The sequence below is a fragment of the Sporosarcina sp. P7 genome, from assembly GCF_002743425.1.
Lineage (GTDB): Bacteria > Bacillota > Bacilli > Bacillales_A > Planococcaceae > Sporosarcina.
Window position 1 is genome coordinate 98,845 of record NZ_PDZF01000003.1, and the last position, 19,122, is coordinate 117,966.

Consider the following 19,122-nt stretch of genomic DNA (forward strand, 5'->3'; position numbering starts at 1 on the left):
TGAGGTGGGATAAAACTCCCATCTTACTCCTTTTTTGAAATGTTAAGAGGAATCAGTTTAGTTTATGGCGAATAAGGGTATGTATAGAGAGTGCGGTCTATTGATTAGGGGCAGCATGAAAGGGAGGAATGGTTATATGACAATCGTTGACGGAAAGTATCCAAACAAAAAAGATCTTACGCCGAGAGTGGAAAAGATCGATGAGGAGAAGTGTGCGGTAGAAGGCGTAGTGGTACCAGATGAACTACCTCTTGCCGATCCAGCAGATTCTGATTCAAGTGTAACATTTAGAGAAAATGCACAGGATGAAACGGGAGAACATAAACCTTCCGCTTATAGTCAAAATAAATCCCCAAGCCAAAACTATCATGATCTGACACCCGGTGAAAGATTCCCGTATGGAGATCAGGAAGAATATAATCGTAAATACAACCATGAAGCGCATGACCAGTGGAATGAGCATAAGAATATTAAAAAGCAAGAAGAGAATCCGTCATAATGTCAGCCTGCCTAAGTGCAAGGCTGTTTTTAGATTACAAGAGAGGGTGGAATGAATGGGTGCTTTACAACAATTCTCCATGGCGAGAGGTTATACATTAAGTCTTTGTAAACGGACGGACGAATCCGCGTGGGACGTCCAACCTAAAGGTTTTTCAAATACAGTACGGTGGAATGTAGGACATATCTATTCATTGACTGAAGACTTTCTTCACCGCGCAATGAATGACTATCCAGTCGATAAATTAGAATGGGCAGAATTCTTCGCAACGGGAACGAGTCCATCTACTTGGCAGAGTAGCGCTCCAACTGAAGAGGAATTGATCGCAGCGATGAAAGACCAAGGTAAGCGTATTTCGAAACTAACTGAACAACAGCTGACGCATCGATTAAGTACACCGCTTTCTATTGGTACGTTTATTACGATGGAAACTGTCGATGAAGTTCTGCAGTTTCTTACTTGGCATGAAGGTTTGCATGCCGGTGTGATTGATGGGCTACTTAGAGCAAATAAATAATATCCGATATTGCCGTTTGAGAGATCATAAATGATTTCTCGAACGGCTTTTTTGTGTGATTGGCTTCCGTTGGTAAGGGAGTAAGCCTTTTAGATTTTTATACTGAAGAACACAGATCAACGGCACCCCCTAAGTCGAGATTTACTCACACTCAGCCTTAAGTCTGAGTCAGAAATCCGCTATGGGACCGTCGGAGAAATCAAGGATTCATTATAAACTAAGGATACAAATGAAGGGAGGACATCAACATGAAGACACTTGGATTAGTTTTACTAGGCATTGTGGCGGGTTTGGCATTTGTGCTAAACGTAGGTCCAATCATTGCTTTAGCCATTACAGGAGCAATCGCGCTTGTCAGTTATCACTACTGGAGAAAGAGCCAGTCGATGTTCGCGAAAGTATTCTGGATGTCGATTTTGATTATCAGTGTAATTGGTTCAATTTCTAATATTGGTGCATTCATCGGGATCATCGCATTGATTGGAGTCTATTACGTTTACCGCAAATGGAAAGATCGCAAGGCAAACCCGAACGTTCTATCCAATGACCCGTTCACAAACTTTGAACGTCAATGGAATGAACTGACAAAATAAAAGGAGAGATGTAATATGAACGCATTTTGGCATAAACTGAAATATACGCTACAAGAAGATTTGAATAGTTTAATGGATAAGTCGCAAAAGAAAGAAAATCCGCTAGAATTACTAAATCAGTATTTCGTAGAAGCACAAAAGCAAACAGCGGAAATCGGAAAGTTGCTTGAACGCCAAGGAAGACTGAAGGAAGAATTGGAAGCCGAACGTCAAGACGCGAATTCGATGGCGATAAAACGTCGTCGTCAACTGGAACTTGCTGAAATGACAGGAGATGCAGAGTTGATTGCGTTCGCACAACAAGAAGTAGAAGCGTATGAAGGACGAGTTGCCCGTCTGTCTGCGAGCATCCAAGACGCTACGCAAGAATTGCTGTCATTGGAACGGGAATTTGAAGAAATGAAGCATCGTGTGAAAGATATGCGTGTTCGCCAGTTGCAATTGATGGGCAAAGAGAACGTGACGCGCGCGCAGGAAAAGATGAATCGATTCGTCAAGCCAGATAGTTCATTTTCAACACTAGATGACTTGCATTCGTACATCGAAAATCTTGGCGGTGAAACAAGAACGACACAATCACATTCGTCAATGGAGCAACGTTTGGATTCATTAGAGAAATCTAACGCAAAATCTCAAGATATTGTGTAAACTATAAGAGGAAGCATTACGCTTCCTCTATCGAGAAGGGAGAGAATGAAATGGCTAAGAGGGATTCTACTAAAGTTTCAGTATATGTACTTGCGCTTTTGACGATTGCTTTCGTCGAATCCATGGTGTTTTCAAATGGTAATTTCATCTTCCTCCTTCTCGGTTGGGGATTCCTCGATTATGGCTATCGAAAACGTGGAAAATGGACAGCGATCACAGGTATTGTCTTTATAGTGATTGCGCTTCTGACATTATGGAGTGTACGTCTGCTGATTTTAGCCATTGTTTTGTATATTATCATGAAATTATGGAAAGGCACGCCGGCCAGTGAAGTCTTTGGCGATTTGCAAAAGCCTCGTGTTAGACGATCGCAAGGTATGTGGAGGAACCGCTTGTTTTCGGTCCAATCCACTCCATTCTCGACGTATGAGTGGGAAGATATTCATATGCAAGGGTTTTTCGGTGATGTGCATGTCGATGTGACGGATACGGTATTGCCTAAAGGGGCTTCCTTTATTTCGGTTCGGCAAATCTTCGGTAAAGTGCGTATTGAACTGCCGTACGATATTCCGGTACGCATTCATTATGCCACGTTATATGGTGAAGCGAATTTGTTAGGCAACGTTCCACAGCAACTATTTAATGAAACTATACAAGAACATGACGGCTATGAAACGAAACGGCCGAATGATCCCGAGTTGATTATTTCAGTATTTACGTGGATCGGTGACGTGGAGGTGCGTAGAAAATGAAGGCAATCATTGGTCGCACCATTCTCTTGACGCTGATGTTTAGTTCGATCGTCGCGGTCTTCTTCTATTTGTTCATTGATGTATCTATCGCTGACTATCAGAGGTTGCTACTCGATACAGAAGCTGCGGATATGCCGTTGTTGGCCTGGTTGTTCACGACGATTTTCGTCATAAGTTTAGGAATCGCAAGCTGGATCAGCCTAAACAGTAGGATGAAAGAGAATATCATTATTGGAAAACTACAGGATTTGTATGCTAAACAAGAGTTTACGGGCTCGAATAAAATGAAAAAACAAACGAATCGTTCTATTAAACAGTTATATGAAGTACTTGAAGCACAGCGAAACAGTTTGCGTAAGATTACGGATGAGCGTGTCGAGACACAAGATCAAATCATTCAAGAACGTATTATAGAAGAACGTCAAAGATTAGCAAGGGAGCTGCATGACTCTGTCTCCCAACAATTGTTCGCAGCCTCAATGCTATTATCAGCGCTAGCGGAACAAGCGGAAGAAGGACCACTCCGCAAGCCGTTACTGCAAGTGGAACGAATGGTTCAGCAGGCACAATTAGAAATGCGGGCATTGCTTCTCCATTTACGTCCCGCTGCACTGCATAATCAGACGCTTGCCGAAGGTCTCGAAGAATTATTGAGTGAATTACAGGAAAAAGTGACATTCGATATTACACATCGTTTAGAAGATATCGTGCTATCCAAAGGTGCGGAAGATCATTTATTCCGGATTGCACAAGAAACGTTATCGAATACACTTCGCCATGCAAAGGCAACGGAAGTAGAAATATTATTAATCGAACGGGATGGATTGGCGATTTTACGTGTGCAAGACAATGGCGTTGGATTTAAGCAGGACGCAGGGAAAGGCGGATCGTATGGTCTGCAGAATGTGAAAGAACGGGCGATTGAGATTGGCGGTAGTTGTAAGATTGTCTCGGTACCGTCTCAAGGAACGATCGTAGAAGTGAAATTACCGATTTTGAAAGGGGAGCTGGCGGATGATTCGAGTGCTGTTGGTAGATGATCATGAAATGGTGCGCATTGGCGTATCGACGTATTTGCAGATGCAACCGGATATTGAAGTAATTGCGGAGGCTGAAAATGGTCAGGTAGGCGTCGTAAAAGCACTGGATTTACGTCCGGATATTATTCTGATGGACATGGTCATGCCTGTGATGAATGGCGCTGAGGCGACAGCTGAGATTATCGCCAAGTGGCCGGAAGCGAAGGTAATTATCGTCACGAGCTTCCTCGATGATGATAAATTATACCCTGCACTTGAAGCAGGAGCTGTCAGTTATATTTTGAAAACATCCAATGCGAAGCGTGTGGCGGATGCGATTAGAGATACTATGCAGGGACAAACCGTGCTTGAGCCTGAAGTGACATCTAAAATGATGACGAAAATGCGCAGTGGCAAGACGCATGCCTTGCATGAAGACTTAACCGATCGCGAGCTCGAAGTCTTATTATTATTGGCTAAAGGTAAATCTAATCAGGAAATTGCGGATGAACTATTCATTGCGTTGAAAACTGTAAAAACTCACGTCAGTAATCTATTATCCAAATTAGAAGTCCAAGACCGCACTCAAGCGGTTATTTATGCGTTTCAAAATAAATTAACGGATTACTAGTCTACAAGTATAAGCCGCAGCATATCAATAGATAGACGGTAAAACTGTGGATAAGCAACTACTTTAGTTAGAATAGTCTGAAGTTATGCACTTCTCCACAATCTATCCACGTACTATGTGCATAAGTATTCAGTTATATGTGAAAATAAAATGTATGCACATGTGGATAAAAATATTCTGGCGGAAACTTATCCACTGTTTGTTACGTCATGGTAGACTGGATAAAAGAAAATAGAATAGCAGAAGGGGAGCCTTCGCGGAAAGAGAGTTATATGGAATTATTTGATTTAATTAAAGCGCTAATTTTAGGATTCGTAGAAGGAATGACGGAATTCGCACCCGTTTCTTCGACAGGTCATTTGATTATTGTCGATGATATGTGGTTGAAGACAGAAGAATTCCTTGGGAAATATCCTGCCATTACATTTAAGATCGTGATTCAACTCGGTTCAATTTTAGCTGTTGTCGTAGTATTTTGGAAACGGTTATTTAGTTTGGTCGGTTTGTATAATGTAGATAGCGGAGTCAAGATGAGCGAGCGTTTCAATTTATTACACGTAATCGTGGGGATGTTACCTGCTGTTATTTTGGGCTTTGCATTTAAAGATTTGATTGATGATTATTTATTCGGCGTGGAAACCGTTATTTTTGCGTTAGTTGCAGGGGCGGTGCTGATGATTGCTGCGGATAAGTTTGGGCCGAAAAATCCACGTGTACAGACCCTGGATCAAATTACATATAAACAGGCGTTTACAGTTGGACTGGTTCAGTGTTTGTCGTTGTGGCCTGGATTTTCACGATCGGGTGCGACGATTTCCGGTGGTGTATTGTTCGGGATGAATCACCGGACGGCTGCTGATTTTACGTTCATCATGGCGGTCCCGATTATGATGGGTGCGAGTCTGGTGTCGGTGTTGAAGAACTGGGAGTATATGTCGATGGATGACTTAGGATTCTACGTGGTAGGTTTCTTGAGTGCATTTGTGTTTGCGCTGATTTCTATTCGTTTCTTCTTGACGTTGATTTCGAAAGTCAAGTTGATGCCATTTGCGATTTATCGTCTCGTGTTGGCAGCAATCTTGGCCGTGATTGTGTTTTTATAAGAAGTGAGACGACCTTTGCGGGATGTGCAGAGGTCGTTTTTTACGTGAAATAAAATGGAAAGACTGGCAGTGGTTACGGTAGGGGATTTGCGCTACAGAGGGGACGCTTTCTGAGGGCCCGCGGTGAGCCAACCAGTTCGCAAGCTCTCTTTGGTTGTCTCACCTGTCGAGCTGATCCTCTGGGAGTCGCCCCTCCTACACTCCAATCCAATCCCTTGCAATCCCTTGCAATCCCTTCATACTCACCAGTCTACTGTTCCGGCTTTAAATTACTGTATACCTTTTTCCTACTTCTGCAATTTCCACCAAACCACTGAACGTTTTCCTCGCTTCATTCAATATCTCATTAATATCACCATGGTGTGGCAGATGGGTGAGGACGAGTTGACCCACTTCTGCTTGCTGCGCAAGTGTTCCTGCTTGGCTACCTGCCATGTGACCCGGAGACTTGCCGAGGTGCTCTTCGTATAGATTGGCCTCGCAAAATACGATATCTGCGTGTTGCGAGAACGTAACAAGCTTGTCCGACCATTCCGTATCGGCAGTGAAAACCACGGACGTGCCTTCTACCGTAAACTTCATTGCAAGGCAGTAGACGGGATGGATCGTTGGACAAAATGTTACGGTAAATGGACCGATTTGAACGGATTGGTCTTCCTGAATTTCGATACCTTGTGTTTGATTTTTATACGACAGTTTCTCAAATTGTTCTTTGTCTTGTGCGTGGCTGTAAATCGGCAAGACAGGTGACGGTTGATCGAGGTAATACTGAATCAAGCGGCTGTATTGCAGACTGCCGATGTCCGCGATGTGATCTGCGTGATAGTGGCTGATGACGACTGCGTCGAGCTGGTCAAGTGTAATGTAATTTTGCAAGGAAGATAGAACGCCACTGCCACAGTCGAACAGGCAATGGAATCCTTCGTGCTCAATGAGAAATGAAGAGGTGGCGCTGTTCGCTTTCGGGTAGCCTCCCCAGATGCCTAAAGGGATGATGTTCATTTGAATTCCTCCTGTTTGGGTATTTTAGTACTTTCATTGTAAGTGAAAGGTTAGTAAAAGTCGTAAAAAAAGATTTTTTGAGTTGCCGACTCTAAGCGCCACCTTTCACTTTTGGTTCATCTAGTTCAAGCGGCTAGGATCTCGGGTCATAAGCCGTGCTGGTCGTGAGGCAAAGAGCGCCTCAAGTCCAGCCCGTCTTATGCCTGTCGATCCTGACGAGCCGCTTTCACTTTTGGTTCATCCAGTTGCAGGTGGCAGAGTCTCGGGTCATAAGTCAAAGCTGCTATGCGGCAAAGAGCGCCGCTTCGCATCTTCGTCTTATGCCTGCCGACTCTAAACGCCACCTTTCACTTTTGGTTCATCCATGCGATAATAGAGAAAATACACTTTGAGGATGACGATATGAGTAAATTAGTTGAAATACAGTTAAATGCACAGGGCACGGTGGCTTTGAAGAAGGGATATCCTTTGATTTTGAAGGATGCTGTGATGACTAGCGAGATTCAGGCGAAGGAAGGTAGTTTGATTCGTTTGACGGATCGCTACCATAAATATTTGGCTACGGGTTATTATGGAATACAAAATAAAGGAATCGGCTGGGTGCTGACTTCGAATGAAAAAGAAGAGATTGACTTTGATTTCTTCGATCAAAAAATGGCGACTGCCTTTGAGCGTCGTGCGTCGTATGCTAATGATCCAGATACAACGGCTTACCGTTTATTTAATGGGGAAGGCGATGGAATCGGTGGGTTGACGATCGATTATTTCGATGGCTATTATATGGTCAGCTGGTACAGTGAAGGTATTTATGCGTTCCGTCACCACGTCTATAATGTTCTGGATAAGCGTGGGGAATATAAAGCGGTGTATGAAAAGAAACGTTTTGATTCGAAGGGGCAGTATGTCGAGCAGGATGATTTTGTCAAAGGAACGCCTGGTGATTTTCCGATTATTGTTAAGGAGAACGGCATGAACTTTGCAATTGATTTGAATGATGGCGCGATGACTGGAGTTTTCCTTGATCAGCGCGATGTACGTGAGGCGATTCGGGACAAGTATTCAGAAGGTCGCGAAGTGTTGAATACGTTTTCGTATACAGGAGCGTTTTCGGTTGCAGCTGTTTTAGGTGGAGCGAAGAAAACGACGAATGTGGATTTGGCGAAGCGTAGTGTCGCAAAGACAATCGAGCAATTCAGTGTCAACGGTATCGATTATGAGCAACAAGATATTAAAGTGATGGATGTCTTTGACTATTTCCGTTACGCGAAGCGTCATGACATGAAATTCGGACTAGTCGTGCTGGATCCACCGAGCTTTGCGCGTTCGAAGAAGTATACATTTAGTACAGCGAAGGATTATCCTATGTTGATGAAAGAAGCGATTGCGGTTACGGAGAAAAACGGCATTATCGTCGCTTCTACAAATAATGCGAGCTTCAGTATGAAGAAGTTCAAAGGCTTTATTGAGCAAGCTTTCAAAGAGACAGATATGCGTTATAAAGTACTGGAAGAATCCACATTACCTAGGGACTTCCGTACGCCACGGGACTATCCTGAATTTAACTATTTAAAAGTAGTGATTGTGCAGAAGTTACGTTAATTCGTCACAAAAAGTAGGGTGACAATGTCAATATTTCCTAGTACGATGGATTCAATGAAGTCGTGAAACGGGAGGTAAACATATGAAGCAAGTACTTGCTTTGATGGCCGTGGTGTCTGCTTTGGTACTAACTGGCTGTTCCAATGCATATAGTCAAGAAGACGGCTACCGCATGGCCATCATCAATCAAGGATTCCCTGTTCCGAAAGAAGCGTATGAAGTAAAAGCAGAAGATTGCATAGGGGAGATTTCTAAATCAGCGAAATATAAGTTGAAGGGAATCGGTGACTCGGAAGGCAATCCGCCAGATCATTATTTGCGTACTATTGAAGAATGGGGCTGGACGGAAATGGTGGAAGACCGCAGAGGATCTATCCATTTCTATGAGAAGCAAGGCAAGATCATGTCGCTCAATATTCAAGAGAACGTTTTTGATGTATTTGAAATAACGAGTGCAACGGAATCATAAATAAGGTGGCGAGAGTATGGAGACGAAAAAACCGAAGCTAGACATTGAGAAGCCTGCTGTTGCAAAAGCGTTCGATGTGTTGGTGATCGCTTTATTCGCTGCTGCTCTCGTCTATTTACTATTGCAGTGGAATCAATTGCCTGATCGTATTCCTGCGCATTTTGGAGCGAATGGGGAAGTGGACCGTTATGGTTCGAAAATAGAATTACTGCTGTTGTCAGTCATTGGCGCCGTTATGTGGGTAGGTTTATGGATAGTGGAGAAGTATCCGTATATGTTTAACTACATGAATTTGCGTCCTGACAACGTAGAAATCCAGTACCGATATGGCGTGCTATTCATGAATGTCATCAAAAACCTTTCTACATTAGTAGTGATCTTTCTACTATGGCAGTCTGTCGATATCGCTTTGGCTCGAATCGGTTCATTGAATGCGCCTATCCTCATCACGCTACTTGTACTACTCTTCAGTGCGATAGGTGTTTATTTTTATAAAGTACTGAAATTATAGCCATGCCTGAATTGTATTTCTAAAATTCTGCCAATAAATGAATCTATTGATCACCTCCTATCGTATACTCATGATAAGAGGTGATTTTTTGTGAAATGGAAACTGTTACTTGTCACTTTACTAGCTTTCCTTGTTCTGCCGACGACAGTAGGGGCTGTAGATTTCAGCATTTCGGATGTAAAAATCAAAGCACAATTGGAAACGGATGGCACCGTCCGGGTAACGGAACAGCATACCTATAATTTTGACAGCGAATTTAACGGGATTATTCGAGAAATTCAACCGAAACGAGGAGCTTCGATTGAGGAGTTTAAAGCCTCTGAAAAGGGTAAAGAGTTAAGGATTGAGAAGCGTAACTCGGAATATCGTGTACATCGCAAAGGAGACAGCGAGGTCATTGTCTTCGATTTGCAGTACACCATTAGAAATGGAATGGAAAAGTATGCAGATGGCGCGCAGTTTTACTGGCCATTTTTCGATCGCCGTAATGAAACCGATTATGGCAATATGACGATTACGATCGTGCCTCCTAGTATAGAGTCCTGAACTGGACGCGTATTATAAGGATTTCGCCAGTGTCCAGAAGCAGCTTGATCAAAATCGCACTCGTTATGATGAAAGACATCGACAGGATACGGCAGACGCACAGTACGGAAATTCCTATTATGGCGGCGTTGTCTACAATCCTATATTCCTCGCCGGTTCTTCCAATCAAGCGTCGACCAATGTATCGAACAACGCTCCAAGAGTGACAGTAGCAGTAGCAGTGGAGGCGGTGGATCAGGTGCGTTTTAAGATAAGTAAAAGGAGTGAATAGAGTGGGTAAGACAATAGTTTGGTTCCGAAAAGATTTGCGTTTGCATGATCATCCAGCATTGGTGGAGGCGGCAGCACATGGTGAAGTATTGCCCGTCTTCATTTTGCCGGAAGCACGCCACGCAGCATCTGATTGGTGGTTGCATCACAGTTTGCTGGAAATAATCGAGCGCTTTGCGGAGCAGCAAATTCAGTTCGTGATCAGACAAGGACATTCTGTTGAACAGCTGATGAAGTTGCTAGATGAAAGCGGAGCCGATCAACTTGTGTTCAATGAATTATATGATCCGAAAAGTCGGGAAGTGGAACGTGGAGTAGCAGAGGCTTGTGAGAAAAGGCGTGTTCAAATGCGTTCATTCCAAGGGTCGCTACTCGTTGCACCGGATGCGATTTTCAATAAAACCAATCAGCCATATAAAGTATTTACGCCGTTTTGGAAGCGGCTCCGCCAAGAACGAATTGCGACACCACTCGCAACTCCTGAACTCGTACCGTCTACTGGTAAACTACAATCATTGTCTTCAGAAGAATGGGGACTATTATCGGATGAACCTTGGTATAACAAGTTTGCAACTTATTGGCGACCTGGGGAAAAAGCTGCGATGGACTGTTGGGAAACGTTTCGTGACGGTGGGTTGTGCGATTATTTAGTGGGACGAGATCTCCCTGCGCAATCTAGTGTTTCGCGCATGTCGCCTTACTTGGCTTGGGGGAATGTTAGCGTACGTTCGCTATGGCATGGTGCATTAGCTGCGGCGGAAGACGTCGGTGATCGGCAAGTGGAAGCTTTTATTCGGCAATTGGCGTGGCGGGATTTCGATAATTACCAGCTACTGTACTTTCCAGAAATGTTGACGAAACCCGTGCGACCGGAGTTTGAAAAGTTCCCGTGGCAACCTGCCGACGCTCAGCTGGAAGCTTGGAAAACAGGGCGTACCGGTTATCCGTTAGTCGATGCCGGAATGCGTGAATTATGGGAAACAGGCTATATGCATAACCGTGTGCGAATGGTCGTAGCTTCTTTTTTGATTAAACATTTATTGATTGACTGGCGAGAGGGCATGGCGTGGTTTGAAGAGACGTTGCTCGACTTGGATCTAGCGAACAATGCGATGGGATGGCAATGGGTGGCGGGCAGTGGTTTTGATGCGTCGCCGTACTTTAGAGTGTTTAATCCCATTCTTCAGGCAAAAAAATTCGATGAAGATGCTCGCTATATAAAAAAATGGCTGCCCGAGTTGGCGGACATGCCAGTAAACTATGTATTTCAACCAGCAGACGCACCGGTTGATGTGCTGGAATCAGCAGGCGTTACGATTGGTACATCCTATCCGGCTCCGATTGTTGACCATCAAGCTGCCCGTGCACGCGCATTGGCAGCGTATGATACATGCAAAAATTCTTAAATGTCATCAATAGATTCAAGTAGATGAATATGTTGTAGCTGTAACCGATCCGCCCAAATGAACGATCCGTATCCACCTAGATAAAATTCGGTATGAGGGTGTTGGCCTGCAAACTCGTCCAATTCTTGTATCATCTGTGGACTCTCTTCAAACGGAAACGTAGTCGACGCCGACAATAACACTTTGACCGGCTTGATTTTTTCTATAAGAGACTGAATAGCGCCAGGAGCAGGTAATGATCCAATCATCGCTGTACGCCAGCCTTTTAGCATCAGTTGCAGTAAAAAAATATGCACCGGGATTTCATGTGATTCATTCGGGAGACATGCACCGAGCAATAGGGGCGAGTCTTCCCGGTATTGGAAGTTTCGCCGTAGTTGGACGAGTTGATCTCGTACGACCAGACTCGACAAGGCTTCCTGATATTCGTCCCACTCACCACTTGCCCAGTGATCACCTATTTCCTTCAAAAATGGAATGACGATTTGCTGGAGATAGTGTTCAAGTCCTAACCGATGATAGGCGGCTTGCAAGGAAAAGTTTAATTCTAATTCATCACAATTTTTGCCGTGGCGCAATAAGTCGCTCAATATATCTTCTATATAGGTATTTTCGGGATTCGATGGGAAAATGGAGTTTTTCTGGGATTTCGCCATCTCGGCTGCTTGTGAGAGCGCAAAACCATCTTCTGCATAACGTTTCATCAGCAAAAATAACCGAATATCTTCATCGTGATATACCCGATAGCCATTATCTAGTCGCTGTGGAATCACGATATCGTAGCGTTCTTCCCACTTCCTCAAGACTTGCCTCGACAATCCTGTTTGCTCCGCAACTTGTTTAATTGTATACGTAGGGGTTTCAGATGACGGCTTCAAAATAATCAACCTTTCGTTTTACTATAATTAGCGATCATACATCGCCCAGTTCTATATGCTTAACATTATACATAGATTTGACAACGTAAGTCAAACCTGCTATTTTTACATAGTAGGAAGGTGTCTAAATGAAAACGACATATATAGTACAAGGTACATGGATTGGTATCGTAACGGGTGTTTTTCTTGCTATTTTCTTAAAAATTATACAGTCGATTACAGGTCACAAGGTCTATACTTTGTTATTGAATGTGGATTACATACCTATTGTAAAAGAATATGCATTTCCAGAAGTGATTGAAGTGTTTTTCCATCTGATTGTGTCAGTTGTTCTTTGTATCATACTGGTGATTCTGTATGACAAGAGCAATGGTTTCATTCGTCATCATGCGGTATTGTTCCCTTTTCTAGTGAATAGTATTATCGGGTTATTACTGTATCCGACGACTTCATTTTCTGATCGTACGCCAAGTGTCACCAATATTACTTCTTTGTTCTGGTGGATGGTCGGACATGCTGTATATGGTTTCTTCGTAGGGGTTTTGATTAGCAGAAAATTTAAAAGTACGAAATAGGTCTATCCCGACCAACTATTCTAGTATATATAGCCAGGTTATTGTATAATCAATAAATATTAACATTGTACAAAGCATGGACGTTGAAAAAACGGCAGTTTGTTCGTGTCAGTTGAAGATAAAGGAGAATTTCACTATGTGGATCACTAAAAAACACAAGGCCCAATCATTAGTCCGTCCCATTTCCACTACCCCTGTCAAATTGCAAGTTCCCACCAAAGAGGTTCAATTGCAGTTAGATGCTATTCAATTAAGAGAGCGGGATTTACAACTATTACGCGCGTTAAAAGATCCGATGAACGACCGGATTGATGAAATTGTAGAAGCCTTTTATTCTAGTGTGACAGCAGTTCCTAAATTGTCTCAGATGATTAAAAAGTACAGTACGACCGACTATTTACGTAAGACGTTGGCTGTACATCTCGCGGGATTATTCGACGGTGTGGTTGATGAGGCTTATTTACTCAATCGCAGTAAAGTAGCGGGTGCTCATGTACGCATAGGCTTGGAACCTAAATGGTATATCGCGGCTTTTCAAAACTTGCATTCAACGATGCTCGATATATTATTTGATTTAGAATTGGACCGTGCAGAAGAACGTGAAATGATCGTGGCGTTAAGTAAGATTTTGAATTTCGAAAAGCAGTTGGTTCTTGAGGCGTTTGAGAAGAGTACGAATGACGCAATTCATGCAAATCAGCAAGAAGTAAAAGATAGTGTCAAGCAGCAAATTGGTAGTATTGCGCTTGAAATTGAAGAGAAGTCCGAGTCCACATATGCGGCAGTCAATGATTTAATCGAGCAATCTACTACACTTGAAGGGAAAATTCAGGAGAGTATTGTCCGTTCCGAAACATCAGTCCATCAAGCGCAGTCTGGAATCGAACAGATGGCACAAATGGTGATCACTTCGGAGACGATTGTCAAGGAAACGAAAGGTATGGCGGCATTGATTGAAGAATTAAACCGCTCATCCATTCAAATCGAAGAAGTCGTTCAACTAGTGAAGAATATTGCGGATCAGACCAATCTTTTAGCACTGAACTCTGCAATTGAAGCGGCACGTGCGGGTGTTCACGGAAAAGGTTTTGCGGTTGTTGCAGATGAAGTCCGAAACCTAGCTGATCAGACGAAACGGTCGACAGATAATATTGCACAACTCGTCGCGCAGTCGAAAGCGAAGACGCGAGCTGTTCATGATGCGATAGATGCTGTCACGAAGTATGCGGATATGGGCATGAAAGAAACGGAAACAACTAGAGAGACTTTCCAGAATATCACCGAGACGGTTCATTTGACGATAGATGATATCCAGCATTTTTCAGATCATATGAAAAACTTGCAAAGTGTAGTCACATCAATTGGTGACGTATCGAAAGAAGTCGTTTCAACTTCTTATGAGTTAGAAGAAGCGATAAATGTCCTATAAAAGGAAGTGAGAATGAATGTTTTTGGCATGGAGCGAAATCAAAAAGAATAAATTGCGGTTTTTACTCATTACATCGATTTTGTTATTGGTGTCGTTCCTCGTGTTCTTCTTGTCTGGACTGGCGAATGGATTAGCTAGCATGAACAGGGAAGCGATCGACTCGTGGAAAGTCGATGCAGTTCTTCTGACAGAGGAATCCGATAAGAGTTTGTATGAGTCGGCACTTGATAAGAAAATAGCCGATGAACTGGATGCGAAAGAAACGGCTGTTGTTAGCCAAATGGGCGCCATCGCCAACAATGGGGAAACCAAGCAAAATGTCATGCTCTTTGGTATTGATAGAGAAGAGTTCATCAAGCCGGAAGTTAGTGAAGGGGACCCGACATTTTACGTTCAAAACGGTGTCGTGGCATCGAATGTGCTGAAAGATGAAGGCTTTAAGATTGGAGATACGCTCGAGTTATCTTCATCTGACACGAAACTGACGATTGTTGGCTTCACAGAAAAGGCTCGTTTTAATGCATCGCCTATTCTCTATATGAAGTTAAATGATATGCAGAAAATTAAATATGGTGACGCCTATACAATGAATAAAGACTTGGTTAACGCAATTGTCATCAGAGACAAAGACTGGGCTACACTTTCATTGCCGGACAATACGGAAATCATTGAAACGGAAACATTTATCGAGAATCTGCCGGGTTATACAGAGCAGAATTTGACGTTAGTGTATATGATTTACTTCCTGTTTGTCATTTCAGCGGCAATCGTTGCCATTTTCTTATACGTATTGACCGTACAGAAAATCAGCATGTTCGGTCTGATGAAAGCGCAGGGAATTTCCAGCGCCTATTTGGCTAGATCCGTTGTCGCACAGACATTCATTCTTGCGTTGATCGGGGTTGTCCTGGCATTTGGACTGACGTTGCTTGCGGGAAGCTTCCTGCCAAATGCAGTTCCTATTATGTTTGATATACCTACCATGATAATTTATGGATTGATCTTAATAGTAGTGGCAATTCTCGGAGCAGTCATTTCGGTTTGGACGATTATCCGAATTGATCCGCTCGAAGCGATAGGAGGGTAAACGATGGTACTGGAACTACGAAATGCAAAAAAGACGTTCGGTGAAGGCAATACGCTCGTTGAAGCGATGAAGGAGACCAACTTCTTAGTCGAACGTGGAGAATTGGTCGCGATTATCGGTCCGTCAGGTTCAGGTAAAAGTACATTCCTGACGGTGGCTGGTGCTCTGCAAACGCCAAGCGAAGGTCAAGTTATCATTAACGGTAAGGAATTATCGCAGCTAAATGAAAAGCAACGTTCAAAAATCCGTTTGCAGGAAATCGGTTTTATATTGCAGGCTTCTAACCTCGTACCGTTCCTAACTGTTGACGAGCAGCTTGAATTGCTAAATAAAGTGAAGAAAGACAATATGACCAAAGACGAGCAACGCAAGTTATACGAGGATTTAGGTATTACCAAGTTGCATAAGAACTATCCTTCTGATTTGTCTGGCGGTGAACGGCAGCGTGTGGCGATTGCTAAAGCGTTGTTCAGCAAGCCGGCGATTCTTTTGGCGGATGAGCCTACCGCTTCGCTCGATTCGGATCGGGCGTTTGAGGTGATGGAGTTGTTGCGTAATGAAACGAAGTCGAATCAGACAGCGACCATTGTCGTGACGCATGATATACGGTTGATTCAATACGTGGATAAGGTGTACAAGATGACGGATGGTGTGTTGAAGTTGGAGAGTTCGGCTGAGATGGCTTTGGATTCGACGGAATGAGCGGAATGCTTAATAAATAATGAAATAAACGCTTCGGAAGGCTGTTTTACAGCTTTTCGAAGCGTTTTTTTATTGGAGGATTTATTGGGTATGCTCATAAAATTGGGCGGAGCGCTCTATACAGGGGTTAAGCGCTCAATGCGACGTGTTATCCGCTCATAGTCTAGGCGCGAGCGCTCTATGCCACGCGTTAAGCGCTCTATCGACCGTGTTCATCGCTCATAGCCCACGTGCGAGCGCTCTAAGCACCAAGCATCATCCCAATAAACCGGCGACAATCTTCCGTGCAACCATGATATCCTTCGTTCCATGAACCAACATCCGCCCATCACGGAATAACACGAGTCGATGAGCGTTATATTCACAAGAAACCAAATAAGGATTTTGCTTTAAATTAGAGACAATACCGCGAATGGATTCGGCAAATGGTATCAGTTCCACTTGTCGGTGCTTCGGCCATGACAGTTGCACGGTGTCACGTCCGCACAGCACAGCAGTCCGAATGACTTCATTAGCAGTCAGATAAGGATAGACAGGGGAGTCTGAGCAACTTGGACAACTAGATTTCTTCATACTGTGCACATCCATTGCAGCACGTTCGCCTGTCCATAAATCGACGGATTCCAGGCGCGGTTCCATCGGTGCGCCCGTTATACACTTCAGCAATTCGGCGGTTTGACGGGCAGCCGTTGTAACGACGATTGGTGAGATGACGCCGACTGTATCGCATGTTAAAGACTGTGGTGGTAACGCTTCGAGTAGACAGTGCAAGCAGGGCGAGCCTTCTTTTACGCCAATAGGAAACGTCAGCCCGTAGCTACCGACGCAAGCACCCATGAAGAAGGGAATGCCCAGTTGTAACGCTGCGTCGTTTGCTAATAATCGTGTTTCGATATTATCTGTGCCGTCGAGAATGAACTGATGTCCTTCGAATAGGTCGAGAACATTTTCAGGTGTCACATCCGCCACAATTCCACGAACTTTCACATCGCTATTGATTGCGCGCAATCGGCTTTCCGCAGTGATCGCTTTCGGCAATTGATCGATGACATCTTGCTCTGTATATAATTGCTGTCTATGAAGATTGCTCCACTCCAAAATATCACGATCGACAATCGTTAGTTCGCCGACCCCTGCACGGACAAGCATTTCCGCTCCGGAAGAACCGAGTGCACCCGCTCCTAAGACGAAAACTTTTGCCTCGCGGATACGCTGTTGTCCAACTGGTCCGATAGGTGCAAATAGCTCTTGCCGAGAATATTTTCCGGTCAATTCGTCACAAGCCCTTCAGTTGGACTGCTTGCTACGCCGTAATCGCGGACTGGCATACGTCCTGCCTTATAACCGAGACGTCCTGCTTCAATCGCGAGTTTCATTGCTTCTGCCATCATGACGGGATTAGCCGCTTCCGATACTGCTGTATTCAGCAATACACCGTCTGCTCCGAGTTCCATCGCGAATGCCGCGTCTTTTGGAGAGCCGACACCGGCGTCAATGATGACGGGGACACTCGATTGCTCAATGATCAATGACAGATTCAGCGGGTTTAGAATGCCTCTGCCTGAACCGATTGGCGCAGCGCCCGGCATGATGGCATGAACACCTAATTCGCATAGTCTTCTTGCGAGCACTACATCGTCTGACGTATAAGGCAATACAATAAAGCCTTCCTCTAGCAGCATTTCAGTAGCGCGTAATGTCTCTACTGGGTCAGGAAGCAATGAACGGCTGCATCCAATAATTTCAACTTTCACCATGTCACAAAGTCCTGATGCTTTTGCGAGACGTGCGATATGTACGGCTTCTTCTGCTGTACTTGCACCTGCAGTATTTGGAAGTAATGTATAGCGAGTTAAATCCAATTGCTCTAGAAAATTGGGCTGTGACGCTTCAAAAATATCCATGCGTCGTACTGCGAACGTAAGGATTTCTGCTTCTGATACTGCAACTGCCTGCTTTTGTATTTCAAATGAAGGATATTTCCCTGTACCTAGTAATAACCGCGAAGAGAATTCTTTATCTGCAATTTTTAACATCTTCATCCGCCTCCTACAAAATGTATAATTTCAATTTGGTCCCGATCCATAATCGGTGCGTCATAGTGATCTTTTTGCAAAACCTCTTTGTTTTTCTCCACAATTAAAATACGATCACCCAATCCCAAGTGCTCAAGTAGCTGTTGAATCGTTGCTACTTCCGGAACGACCGAATAGGATTTCCCGTTCAGATCAATCTTTTTCATTATTAGACACGCCTCCTATTCTATAACTTTGTAAGATTTTTAGTGAACGCATAGGGGATAATACAGCCACGCCTGCTACGCTGTTTCGCTGTAAATCAGGCAAGTGATGCGGCTGAATTCCACCGATTGCATACACGGGAATCGAACTATACTTTGCGATAGAAAATAATTCTTCCGTGCCGCGCGCTGGTAGGCCGGGCTTTGACTTCGTCTCGAAAACATGCCCGTACAAGAGCCAATCTGCTCCTTCTGCCATCGCTTCCTTTGCTTCTTTAACTGAATGAATCGAGCACCCGAATTGTAGCTTGGGAAATTTCCGATGTGCATCCTGTAAAGACATGCCATAGCTAGTCAGCTGTACTTTCGTGAGATTCAGCCTGCTTGCTACGTCTGGTCTGGCATGTATAATGAGCTTTTCGAGTGGAAATCCACTATTCGCAAGACGCGTAATCAAATCTGTCAGTTGTTCGTCTGTCTTGGACTTCTCCCGCAAAATAATAGCATCTAGAAAATGTGCAGTCTGCTGCAAGTGGAGAGTCAGTTCATCAATCGAAAGACAGTCGTCGGTCACGCCAAGTAACTTCATTCATTCCCCTCCAATAGAAAAAACCACTTCCCGAATCGGAAAGTGGTGGATGTGTCGA

At 43.9% G+C, this 19,122-nt stretch carries 23 protein-coding genes; 17 read left to right on the plus strand and 6 right to left on the minus strand.

Annotated features, from left to right (window positions below; translation table 11 throughout):
- The first annotated feature begins 136 nt into the window (after nucleotides 1-136).
- The 8 genes from CSV60_RS04715 to CSV60_RS04750 all read left to right on the plus strand — a co-directional run bounded on the left by CSV60_RS04715 (nucleotide 137) and on the right by CSV60_RS04750 (nucleotide 5,762).
- The gene (locus CSV60_RS04715) at nucleotides 137-499 is read left to right on the plus strand and encodes a hypothetical protein (RefSeq protein ID WP_099636121.1); all 363 of its coding nucleotides are present in this window, start codon (nucleotides 137-139) and stop codon (nucleotides 497-499) included.
- A 55-nt stretch (nucleotides 500-554) separates the two neighbouring features.
- Nucleotides 555-1,016 (plus strand): DinB family protein, encoded by a 462-nt coding sequence (locus CSV60_RS04720; RefSeq protein WP_099636122.1) that lies wholly within the window; start codon nucleotides 555-557, stop codon nucleotides 1,014-1,016.
- 248 nt (nucleotides 1,017-1,264) lie between these two features.
- The gene (locus CSV60_RS04725) at nucleotides 1,265-1,609 is read left to right on the plus strand and encodes a lmo0954 family membrane protein (protein ID WP_099636123.1); all 345 of its coding nucleotides are present in this window, start codon (nucleotides 1,265-1,267) and stop codon (nucleotides 1,607-1,609) included.
- 15 nt (nucleotides 1,610-1,624) lie between these two features.
- A complete protein-coding gene (locus tag CSV60_RS04730) occupies nucleotides 1,625-2,257 on the plus strand; it encodes a PspA/IM30 family protein (protein ID WP_099636124.1) in 633 nt (210 codons plus the stop codon).
- A gap of 50 nt (nucleotides 2,258-2,307) precedes the next feature.
- The gene (liaF, locus tag CSV60_RS04735) at nucleotides 2,308-3,009 is read left to right on the plus strand and encodes a cell wall-active antibiotics response protein LiaF (protein ID WP_099636125.1); all 702 of its coding nucleotides are present in this window, start codon (nucleotides 2,308-2,310) and stop codon (nucleotides 3,007-3,009) included.
- Nucleotides 3,006-4,049: a sensor histidine kinase gene (locus CSV60_RS04740; protein WP_099636126.1), complete on the plus strand. Its 1,044-nt coding sequence runs from the start codon at nucleotides 3,006-3,008 to the stop codon at nucleotides 4,047-4,049. The genes liaF and CSV60_RS04740 overlap by 4 nt, the downstream gene beginning before the upstream one ends.
- Nucleotides 4,024-4,659, plus strand: coding sequence for a response regulator (locus CSV60_RS04745; RefSeq protein ID WP_099636127.1), 636 nt, complete (start codon nucleotides 4,024-4,026; stop codon nucleotides 4,657-4,659). Before CSV60_RS04740 ends, CSV60_RS04745 begins: the two co-directional genes overlap by 26 nt.
- A gap of 272 nt (nucleotides 4,660-4,931) precedes the next feature.
- Nucleotides 4,932-5,762, plus strand: coding sequence for an undecaprenyl-diphosphate phosphatase (locus CSV60_RS04750; RefSeq protein WP_099636128.1), 831 nt, complete (start codon nucleotides 4,932-4,934; stop codon nucleotides 5,760-5,762).
- Between the two features lie 264 nt (nucleotides 5,763-6,026).
- On the opposite strand, the gene CSV60_RS04755 is transcribed toward CSV60_RS04750, so the two are convergent.
- The gene (locus CSV60_RS04755) at nucleotides 6,027-6,764 is read right to left on the minus strand and encodes an MBL fold metallo-hydrolase (protein WP_099631966.1); all 738 of its coding nucleotides are present in this window, start codon (nucleotides 6,762-6,764) and stop codon (nucleotides 6,027-6,029) included.
- A 402-nt stretch (nucleotides 6,765-7,166) separates the two neighbouring features.
- Here CSV60_RS04755 and CSV60_RS04760 point away from each other — a divergent pair, with 402 nt between their 5' ends.
- From CSV60_RS04760 to CSV60_RS04780, 5 genes are all read left to right on the plus strand, one after another.
- Nucleotides 7,167-8,363: a class I SAM-dependent rRNA methyltransferase gene (locus CSV60_RS04760; protein WP_099631965.1), complete on the plus strand. Its 1,197-nt coding sequence runs from the start codon at nucleotides 7,167-7,169 to the stop codon at nucleotides 8,361-8,363.
- Nucleotides 8,364-8,445: 82 nt separating this feature from the next.
- A complete protein-coding gene (locus tag CSV60_RS04765) occupies nucleotides 8,446-8,832 on the plus strand; it encodes a hypothetical protein (RefSeq protein ID WP_099631964.1) in 387 nt (128 codons plus the stop codon).
- A gap of 16 nt (nucleotides 8,833-8,848) precedes the next feature.
- Nucleotides 8,849-9,343, plus strand: coding sequence for a DUF1648 domain-containing protein (locus tag CSV60_RS04770; protein WP_099631963.1), 495 nt, complete (start codon nucleotides 8,849-8,851; stop codon nucleotides 9,341-9,343).
- Nucleotides 9,344-9,433: 90 nt separating this feature from the next.
- Nucleotides 9,434-9,889 carry a DUF2207 domain-containing protein gene (locus CSV60_RS04775; RefSeq protein WP_099631962.1) on the plus strand — a complete coding sequence of 152 codons (456 nt, stop codon included), beginning with the start codon at nucleotides 9,434-9,436 and terminating at the stop codon, nucleotides 9,887-9,889.
- Nucleotides 9,890-10,161: 272 nt separating this feature from the next.
- Complete coding sequence (locus CSV60_RS04780; protein ID WP_158232939.1) at nucleotides 10,162-11,565, plus strand: cryptochrome/photolyase family protein; 1,404 nt, start codon at nucleotides 10,162-10,164, stop codon at nucleotides 11,563-11,565.
- Here the strand turns inward: CSV60_RS04780 and CSV60_RS04785 are convergent.
- Nucleotides 11,562-12,443 carry a MerR family transcriptional regulator gene (locus tag CSV60_RS04785; RefSeq protein ID WP_158233150.1) on the minus strand — a complete coding sequence of 294 codons (882 nt, stop codon included), beginning with the start codon at nucleotides 12,441-12,443 and terminating at the stop codon, nucleotides 11,562-11,564. The genes CSV60_RS04780 and CSV60_RS04785 overlap by 4 nt on opposite strands.
- A gap of 128 nt (nucleotides 12,444-12,571) precedes the next feature.
- Here CSV60_RS04785 and CSV60_RS04790 point away from each other — a divergent pair, with 128 nt between their 5' ends.
- The 4 genes from CSV60_RS04790 (at nucleotide 12,572) to CSV60_RS04805 (ending at nucleotide 16,236) form a co-directional block, all read left to right on the plus strand.
- Nucleotides 12,572-13,018 carry a hypothetical protein gene (locus tag CSV60_RS04790; RefSeq protein ID WP_099636130.1) on the plus strand — a complete coding sequence of 149 codons (447 nt, stop codon included), beginning with the start codon at nucleotides 12,572-12,574 and terminating at the stop codon, nucleotides 13,016-13,018.
- Nucleotides 13,019-13,154: 136 nt separating this feature from the next.
- The gene (locus tag CSV60_RS15820) at nucleotides 13,155-14,447 is read left to right on the plus strand and encodes a globin-coupled sensor protein (RefSeq protein ID WP_199175234.1); all 1,293 of its coding nucleotides are present in this window, start codon (nucleotides 13,155-13,157) and stop codon (nucleotides 14,445-14,447) included.
- Between the two features lie 16 nt (nucleotides 14,448-14,463).
- Entirely contained in the window at nucleotides 14,464-15,534 is a 1,071-nt protein-coding gene (locus tag CSV60_RS04800; RefSeq protein WP_099636132.1) for an ABC transporter permease, read from the plus strand.
- A gap of 3 nt (nucleotides 15,535-15,537) precedes the next feature.
- The gene (locus CSV60_RS04805; protein ID WP_099636133.1) at nucleotides 15,538-16,236 is read left to right on the plus strand and encodes an ABC transporter ATP-binding protein; all 699 of its coding nucleotides are present in this window, start codon (nucleotides 15,538-15,540) and stop codon (nucleotides 16,234-16,236) included.
- Nucleotides 16,237-16,491: 255 nt separating this feature from the next.
- On the opposite strand, the gene CSV60_RS04810 is transcribed toward CSV60_RS04805, so the two are convergent.
- The 4 genes from CSV60_RS04810 to CSV60_RS04825 are packed head-to-tail and all read right to left on the minus strand — an operon-like array spanning nucleotide 16,492 to nucleotide 19,064.
- Nucleotides 16,492-17,508 (minus strand): ThiF family adenylyltransferase, encoded by a 1,017-nt coding sequence (locus CSV60_RS04810; RefSeq protein ID WP_099636134.1) that lies wholly within the window; start codon nucleotides 17,506-17,508, stop codon nucleotides 16,492-16,494.
- A complete protein-coding gene (locus tag CSV60_RS04815; RefSeq protein ID WP_099636135.1) occupies nucleotides 17,505-18,278 on the minus strand; it encodes a thiazole synthase in 774 nt (257 codons plus the stop codon). The genes CSV60_RS04810 and CSV60_RS04815 overlap by 4 nt, the downstream gene beginning before the upstream one ends.
- Entirely contained in the window at nucleotides 18,275-18,478 is a 204-nt protein-coding gene (gene thiS, locus CSV60_RS04820) for a sulfur carrier protein ThiS (protein ID WP_143565315.1), read from the minus strand. Before thiS ends, CSV60_RS04815 begins: the two co-directional genes overlap by 4 nt.
- Nucleotides 18,465-19,064 carry a thiamine phosphate synthase gene (locus CSV60_RS04825; protein ID WP_099636137.1) on the minus strand — a complete coding sequence of 200 codons (600 nt, stop codon included), beginning with the start codon at nucleotides 19,062-19,064 and terminating at the stop codon, nucleotides 18,465-18,467. The genes thiS and CSV60_RS04825 overlap by 14 nt, the downstream gene beginning before the upstream one ends.
- Nucleotides 19,065-19,122: the final 58 nt, after the last annotated feature.

What these genes read in the sequence shown, in the direction of transcription:
- thiS (WP_143565315.1), bottom strand. Translation starts at nt 18,478, where the DNA reads ATGAAAAAGATTGATCTGAACGGGAAATCCTATTCGGTCGTTCCGGAA.
- CSV60_RS04800 (WP_099636132.1), top strand. Translation starts at nt 14,464, where the DNA reads ATGTTTTTGGCATGGAGCGAAATCAAAAAGAATAAATTGCGGTTTTTA.
- CSV60_RS04745 (WP_099636127.1), top strand. Translation starts at nt 4,024, where the DNA reads ATGATTCGAGTGCTGTTGGTAGATGATCATGAAATGGTGCGCATTGGC.
- CSV60_RS04725 (WP_099636123.1), top strand. Translation starts at nt 1,265, where the DNA reads ATGAAGACACTTGGATTAGTTTTACTAGGCATTGTGGCGGGTTTGGCA.
- CSV60_RS04765 (WP_099631964.1), top strand. Translation starts at nt 8,446, where the DNA reads ATGAAGCAAGTACTTGCTTTGATGGCCGTGGTGTCTGCTTTGGTACTA.
- CSV60_RS15820 (WP_199175234.1), top strand. Translation starts at nt 13,155, where the DNA reads ATGTGGATCACTAAAAAACACAAGGCCCAATCATTAGTCCGTCCCATT.
- CSV60_RS04750 (WP_099636128.1), top strand. Translation starts at nt 4,932, where the DNA reads ATGGAATTATTTGATTTAATTAAAGCGCTAATTTTAGGATTCGTAGAA.
- CSV60_RS04720 (WP_099636122.1), top strand. Translation starts at nt 555, where the DNA reads ATGGGTGCTTTACAACAATTCTCCATGGCGAGAGGTTATACATTAAGT.
- CSV60_RS04790 (WP_099636130.1), top strand. Translation starts at nt 12,572, where the DNA reads ATGAAAACGACATATATAGTACAAGGTACATGGATTGGTATCGTAACG.
- CSV60_RS04825 (WP_099636137.1), bottom strand. Translation starts at nt 19,064, where the DNA reads ATGAAGTTACTTGGCGTGACCGACGACTGTCTTTCGATTGATGAACTG.
- CSV60_RS04755 (WP_099631966.1), bottom strand. Translation starts at nt 6,764, where the DNA reads ATGAACATCATCCCTTTAGGCATCTGGGGAGGCTACCCGAAAGCGAAC.
- liaF (WP_099636125.1), top strand. Translation starts at nt 2,308, where the DNA reads ATGGCTAAGAGGGATTCTACTAAAGTTTCAGTATATGTACTTGCGCTT.
- CSV60_RS04815 (WP_099636135.1), bottom strand. Translation starts at nt 18,278, where the DNA reads ATGAAGATGTTAAAAATTGCAGATAAAGAATTCTCTTCGCGGTTATTA.
- CSV60_RS04715 (WP_099636121.1), top strand. Translation starts at nt 137, where the DNA reads ATGACAATCGTTGACGGAAAGTATCCAAACAAAAAAGATCTTACGCCG.
- CSV60_RS04770 (WP_099631963.1), top strand. Translation starts at nt 8,849, where the DNA reads ATGGAGACGAAAAAACCGAAGCTAGACATTGAGAAGCCTGCTGTTGCA.
- CSV60_RS04760 (WP_099631965.1), top strand. Translation starts at nt 7,167, where the DNA reads ATGAGTAAATTAGTTGAAATACAGTTAAATGCACAGGGCACGGTGGCT.
- CSV60_RS04740 (WP_099636126.1), top strand. Translation starts at nt 3,006, where the DNA reads ATGAAGGCAATCATTGGTCGCACCATTCTCTTGACGCTGATGTTTAGT.
- CSV60_RS04730 (WP_099636124.1), top strand. Translation starts at nt 1,625, where the DNA reads ATGAACGCATTTTGGCATAAACTGAAATATACGCTACAAGAAGATTTG.
- CSV60_RS04805 (WP_099636133.1), top strand. Translation starts at nt 15,538, where the DNA reads ATGGTACTGGAACTACGAAATGCAAAAAAGACGTTCGGTGAAGGCAAT.